The sequence below is a fragment of the Thermodesulfovibrionales bacterium genome (assembly GCA_026417875.1).
Taxonomy (GTDB): domain Bacteria; phylum Nitrospirota; class Thermodesulfovibrionia; order Thermodesulfovibrionales; family CALJEL01; genus CALJEL01.
The window spans coordinates 1-6,104 of the sequence record JAOACK010000080.1; the positions used below are offsets into that span (position 1 = coordinate 1).

General features: G+C 40.0%; 8 protein-coding genes. 2 read left to right on the forward strand and 6 right to left on the reverse strand.

From position 1 onward, the window contains the following. Window positions 1-163 (reverse strand): zinc ribbon domain-containing protein (locus tag N2257_10135; protein MCX7794741.1); only part of this gene is annotated, 163 nt, incomplete at its 3' end. Between the two features lie 102 nt (window positions 164-265). Continuing rightward, entirely contained in the window at window positions 266-1,348 is a 1,083-nt protein-coding gene (locus tag N2257_10140) for a Glu/Leu/Phe/Val dehydrogenase (GenBank protein ID MCX7794742.1), read from the reverse strand. A 180-nt stretch (window positions 1,349-1,528) separates the two neighbouring features. Between N2257_10140 and N2257_10145 the strand changes: the two genes are divergently transcribed. Both N2257_10145 and N2257_10150 read left to right on the forward strand, forming a co-directional pair. Further along, window positions 1,529-3,154: a DUF3365 domain-containing protein gene (locus N2257_10145; protein MCX7794743.1), complete on the forward strand. Its 1,626-nt coding sequence runs from the start codon at window positions 1,529-1,531 to the stop codon at window positions 3,152-3,154. Then, on the forward strand, window positions 3,151-3,834 hold the full coding sequence (locus tag N2257_10150) for a response regulator transcription factor (protein ID MCX7794744.1): 684 nt from the start codon (window positions 3,151-3,153) through the stop codon (window positions 3,832-3,834). Before N2257_10145 ends, N2257_10150 begins: the two co-directional genes overlap by 4 nt. On the opposite strand, the gene N2257_10155 is transcribed toward N2257_10150, so the two are convergent. From N2257_10155 to N2257_10170, 4 genes are all read right to left on the reverse strand, one after another. Further along, complete coding sequence (locus N2257_10155) at window positions 3,835-4,089, reverse strand: chaperone NapD (protein ID MCX7794745.1); 255 nt, start codon at window positions 4,087-4,089, stop codon at window positions 3,835-3,837. A 2-nt stretch (window positions 4,090-4,091) separates the two neighbouring features. Continuing rightward, window positions 4,092-4,943, reverse strand: a complete 852-nt coding sequence (locus N2257_10160) for a 4Fe-4S binding protein (protein MCX7794746.1) — start codon at window positions 4,941-4,943, stop codon at window positions 4,092-4,094. After that, on the reverse strand, window positions 4,930-5,682 hold the full coding sequence (locus N2257_10165) for a 4Fe-4S dicluster domain-containing protein (protein MCX7794747.1): 753 nt from the start codon (window positions 5,680-5,682) through the stop codon (window positions 4,930-4,932). The genes N2257_10160 and N2257_10165 overlap by 14 nt, the downstream gene beginning before the upstream one ends. Before the next feature lie 21 nt (window positions 5,683-5,703). After that, window positions 5,704-6,104: hypothetical protein (locus tag N2257_10170; protein ID MCX7794748.1), on the reverse strand; the 401-nt coding region annotated here is incomplete at its 5' end.

The window sequence follows — 6,104 nt, forward strand, 5'->3', positions numbered from 1 at the left end:
TAATATACCATCCAGAGCCTTTGAGGATAAAGGAAGAGTTAGATATAAGTCTCCTTAATGTCCCTCCACAGGAAGGACATTCTGTTACAGGTGCATCACTGAATCTCTGAATATATTCTCTTCTCTCATTACAGGTTGTGCATTCATATTCGTATATGGGCATCTGCTATCACCTCCGATTGATATAATATCCTATTTATTCTTTTCATTTCAATCTGCGGTATGTCTTCTTAAAACCGCCAGATCCTCAGTTAATGCTACTCTTTCAAAACCTTCTGTACCTCATAGCCTTCAATACCCTCTCCCTCGCAATAACCACTGCTGCCTTTCTTGGAGAAATCGCCTCTTTCTCAGAGCGTTTAAGGATGAGTTCTGTATTTTCTCTTATCTTACTTTCAATTGCCCTGAAGGCCTCGTCTACTGTCCGCCTTGCGTACTCCATAGCGGCCATGATAACCCCTCCAGCATTAGCAATAAAATCAGGGACAACTGTTATACCTTTTTTATAAAGATACTCTTCGGCCTCTTCTGTAACAGGAATATTTGCACCTTCAAGGATTATCCTGGCCTTTATTGAATCTGCATTCTTCTCATTAATTACATCAGCAGTTGCGGCAGGGATAAGGATATCACAGGAAACATTAAATAAATCTTCTGGTGACAATCTTTCACCACCGGTAAAGTTAATTACAGAACCTCCTTCCTCTTTAATTTTTAGCAGCTTTAAGACATCGAGACCCTCCGGGTTATAAACGGCTCCTTTTGAATCAGCAACTGCAACAATAAGACCACCTCTCTGAGCAAAGAATCTGGCAGCAGCCTTTCCAACACTTCCAAATCCATGAATTGCAATCCTTGAACCCCTTAGCTCCATCCCAGCATATTTACAGGCAACCTCACCTGCCACCGAAAGTCCAAAACCTGTTGCACCGAGCCTGTCAAGGGGAAGGCCTCCTATCTCTTCAGGAAGTCCCACAGCCCTTCCTATCTCATCATAAACCCATGCCATGGACTCCTCATTACTGCCCATATCAGGTCCTGGAATGTATTCTTCAATATCTTTTATTGACCTTGCAAATATCCTGAAATATTCTTCTATCTCTGTGTCTTTTGGATCAGCGATTATACCTGCTTTTCCACCGCCATGTGGAAGTCCTGCGATAGAGTTCTTCAATGTCATTGTCCTTGCAAGTCTTATTACCTCCTCTCTGGTAACTGAAGGAGATACCCTGACACCTCCCATGGATGGACCGAGGGCAGTATTGTCAATTACTACTATGGCCCTGAGCCTTGATTTTGGAAAATAAAACTCCTCTATTCTCTGTGGACCGATATCATCAAAGAACATCCTATCCTCCTGAATCGCAAAAATCCTCTATATAACACATATATATTTCATAATCGATAATTTTTATAAACTCTTCTTCAATCATGGACAATGCTATCCATGCAAAATTATATACAAAATTACCGGGTATTATATTTTTCTCACCAAGTATATCTGTTGCCTTGCAGGTTATAATATAACATGAAGCTCAGCATCTCGGCAAAATTCCTAATCTCAAGTGGTCTGATCCTCATTCTCTGTCTCGGGATATCCTTTTATATAATTGCAAGACACCAGGAATCACTAATACTCGAGCAAGCAGAAAATGAAGCAAGGGCAATATTCAGGCAGATCATACTTACAAGAAAGTGGGTTGCTGATCACGGAGGAATATTTGTTGAAGAGAAACCATGGGTAAAACCCAATACCTATCTCATGCAGATAGATGAAGAGGCTTTAATCTTTGATATAAAAGGTAGAAGATTCATTAAAGAAAACCCTGCCTTTGTCACCAGAGAACTTTCAAGATATGCGAAAGACAGAGAACTCTACTGGTTCAAGATCACGAGCCTGAAACTCATAAATCCTGAAAATGCTCCTGATGAATGGGAAAGAGAGGCACTCAGGGAATTTGAACTTTCTGATAAAAAGGAACTTATCACTTTTCAGAATATTAATAATGAGAGATATCTGAGATATATCTCTCCCCTTTACGTTGAAGAATCCTGTCTGAAATGTCATTCAAAACAGGGGTACACTATCGGAGATGTAAGGGGAGCGATAAGTGTAACCATCCCTGTAGAAAAGATATTTCTCGAGATCAATAAAAACAGAAAAAGGATGCTTATCGCTGCCCTGATCCTGTCAGTCCTCATGATTACTCTTTATGTGTATGTAAACAGACTCATGCTTTTACCTCTAAAGAGATTAAAGAATATCATAAAGGGATTTTCAGAGGGAGAATCGCCACCGTCAGATATTTTAAGAACAGGAGATGAGATTGAAGACCTTGCAAGGTCCTTCCATCAGATGGCTGATAAGTTAACAGAATACCACAACTCCCTTCAAGATAAGATAAAACAGGCAGTAAAAGAACTTGAAGAGACCAATAGAAAACTTATTGAGACAAACAAACTCCTGAATGAGGCAAATCAGAGAAAGTCCGATTTTATCGCAAGGGCATCCCATGAGTTAAGGACGCCACTTACATCTATTAAAGGTGCACTGGATTATCTAGGCCAGAGGCTCAGAATGATTAACCTCAACGGGGATGAAGGTGAGTTTATTGAGATGATGAAGAGAAATACTCAGAGATTGATCAGGATGGTAAATGATATGCTTGATATAGAGAAGATTGAATCAGGGCTTCAGGAACTCAATATTAAAGAATCAGACCTTTCATTTATAATCAATGAATGTCTTGAAAATTTCATGGTTGAGGCAAAAGAAAAGAAGATAGATTTCACCCTTGAGATGGAAACACCTCTTATATGCTCTGTTGATGAAGAGAGGATCAAGCAGGTCTTTACCAATCTTCTATCCAATGCACTTAAATGGAGTCCTCCTGAATCAATAATTTCAATTACAGCAAAAAGGTCCAACGGGTCAATAATCGCTGAGATAAAGGATAAAGGACCCGGCATTAAACCCGAGGAGCAGCAGAGAATTTTTGAAAAATTCTACAAAAAATCAAAGGACGGAACAGGTCTTGGTCTTGCAATAGCAAAGAGCATCATTGAAGCCCACGGTGGCGAGATAGGTGTAAGAAGTGATGGAAAGAACGGAAGCACCTTCTATATAAGATTGAAATCCACGGAGAGATTATGAAAAAACCCCTCATACTCATTGTGGATGATGACCCGGACATATTAAGGGTCTTAAAGGCGAACCTTGAACTTCATAATTTCAGTGTTCTGACTGCGGAGTCCTGTTCCTCGGCAAAAAAATTCTTCAGTGAAAAAAGGCCTGACCTAATAATTCTTGACATAATGCTTCCTGATGGAGATGGTGTTGAGATATGTAAAGAGATAAGGAAGAAGGCTCCAGACCTTCCAATCATAATGCTAACTGCAAAGGATAAACTTTCTGACAAGATAATAGGGCTTGAAAGCGGAGCTGATGACTACATAGTAAAACCCTTTGAGACCCTCGAGTTAATTGCAAGGATAAGGGCCTGCCTCAGAAGGACAAAGCCAAAAACAGAGGAACTGAAAATAGGAAATCTGGTCATAGATATGAAAAGAAGAGAGGTCAAAAAATCAGGAAAGCCCGTAGAGCTCACCCCAAAGGAATACAACATATTATGCTATCTTGCAGAAAATAGAGACAGGGTTGTAACGAGACAGGAACTGAAAGAACACCTCTGGAAGGATAATAAACTCTATTCCTGGAGCAGGGTCATAGATGTTCACATAATGCATCTGAGAGAAAAGTTAGAGGATAATCCCTCTGAACCATCTTATATTATTACTATTCCAGGTGCTGGATATAAGTTCAGAGAAGAGTAATTATCCCTCTCGATCATCAAGGCAGAAATAGGCAAGATATACATTATTTATACCATCTATTTCCTTAAGACTATCAAGCTCCTTTCTTATACGTCTCTCTATATCTCCTACACCTACAAAATCCCTTTCAATAAGGAATACTATTTTTTCTTCATTTACGCCATGAATCTCCACATTTCTTTTCTTCAGTGCCTCGATTACAGAATATATTGAATCCTTATTATTAACCTCTATAAATCCGCTCACAATAATCACCGCTACCGCCTGAAAACAATTTTTATAAGTCTCTCCTTTGTACTGCAGGCTTCCACACACCTTCCACAGTAAATACAGTTTGTATCTCTCAGGGAATTCTGTTCGTGAAAGGCAGTGAGTTTTATATTCATATAACAGACCTCCTCACAGTAATAGCACCGAGCACACTGACCTTCTATGAATCTTAATCTTATAAGGCTGAACCTATTGAATACTCCATAGACCTTTCCAACCGGACAGATCACCCTGCACCATAGTCTCGGAAAGAAATATTCCAGGGTAAGGAGAAAAAATATTACCAGGGCTGAATAGATTATAACGGTGCCTTCTACTGGAAGACCAGATAAATAAAATACACTGCCTGTTATAAGCCTGAAGAAATTAGTTAAATGGGAAATATAGTTTGTAAAAAATGGAATGCCCAGCAATGCAGAGACGCCGAGCAAAATACCTGCTATAATATAGCCTGAAGCAGGGGAAATTTTTACTGCCCTGCTGTTAAGCCTTCCTGCTCTACTACTGCTAATCATCTCAAAAAGAAAATCCATCGGGCAGACCCATCCGCAAAATGCCCTGCCGAATACAGAGTAGATAGCTATTACTGGCAGAAGAGACAAAAAAGCCTCTTTTGAAAAATCCCTTGATGCTATAAGGCTCTCAAAATAGGCAAAAACATCTATAAGTTTTAAAACCCATAAAGAGATAGAACCTGAAAGGCCACCAACAAGAACCTTTATCCTCAAAAACTGAAGAAGAAATAAAAATATTATCCCCAGAGTGACGAATCTTCTGAGTTGAAAAATTTTTATCTTATTTTTAAATACTCCTTCATTCCTTTCTCTATCTGTATTCACGCTCCGTAAGTCTCCCTCTTTCCATTATCTTAGGCAAATTCTCATTGTAAACAATGCTGTAACGCTCCTGTGCAGGCATGTATAAAAGTCTTCGGAATTCATCAATATACCTTCCCATTATTTCTGAATATTTCTCCCTCTTTATAACCTTTATTGCAGAACCACCAAGAGGACAGTATTTAACACAAAGACCGCATCCTGCACATTTCTCATTTATATAAGGCTGATTGCCCCACTCACTATTATAAAACTCAAATACCTGAGCACCAAGCGGACAGGCCTTGCTACAGCTCAAGCACACATCTCCATTCCAGCCAAAACAGAGGCTGAAATCAATGAGCGCCATTCCCATCCTCACCTCTTCCTTTTTTAGCGGTCTTAAAGCACCTGTCGGACACTTCTTAGGACATTCCATACATAATCCACAGGGGAAATCTCTCATATCTTTCAAAAAGGGGGTACCAAAGTTTCTGATATTCCATATCCCTGCTAATGCTATTGCATCATATTTCATAACATGGCAGACATTCACACAGACACCGCAGCCTATACATTTTGAACGAAACCATTTTTCAGGTACAGCACCAGGTGGTCTTATAAGACCACCTACATCAATATGAGGTAACGGCCCCTCTTTCTCATTTTCCGCAGCTCTATTTAAGACAGTCAATCTGCCTGCGATTAAAACTGCCCCACCCGCAAGGAGTAGTTTGATAAAATCTCTTCTTTTAAGATTCACTTTCGCAAATGAGCTGAGAAACTATGCAATTACCTTCCCTGGCTCAGCCTGTCTGGTCTTTGTCTTTCCTCTGTAAAGCTTTACAGCAAAAAGTTTATAATCTGACTGGAAGCTAAAGGGGTCAAAGGCATCTGGCATTATCATATTAATGAGTTTGTACTCATCGAACCATGGGATAAAGACATAATCCCATCTTGGACCACCTGTAGCCTTTGTGACATCAAGCACCTTTGCCGGAAGCTCAATCTTACCCCTCCGTGATTCCACAATTACTGAATCACCTTCCTTTATTCCCAGTTTCTTTGCGAGGACCTCGCTTATCTCCACATAGGCACCTGGTACTGCCCTGTTAAGCTCTGATATCCTTGTGGTCATGCTTCCGCTGTGCCAGTGTTCCACAACCCTGTCTCTTATACACATCT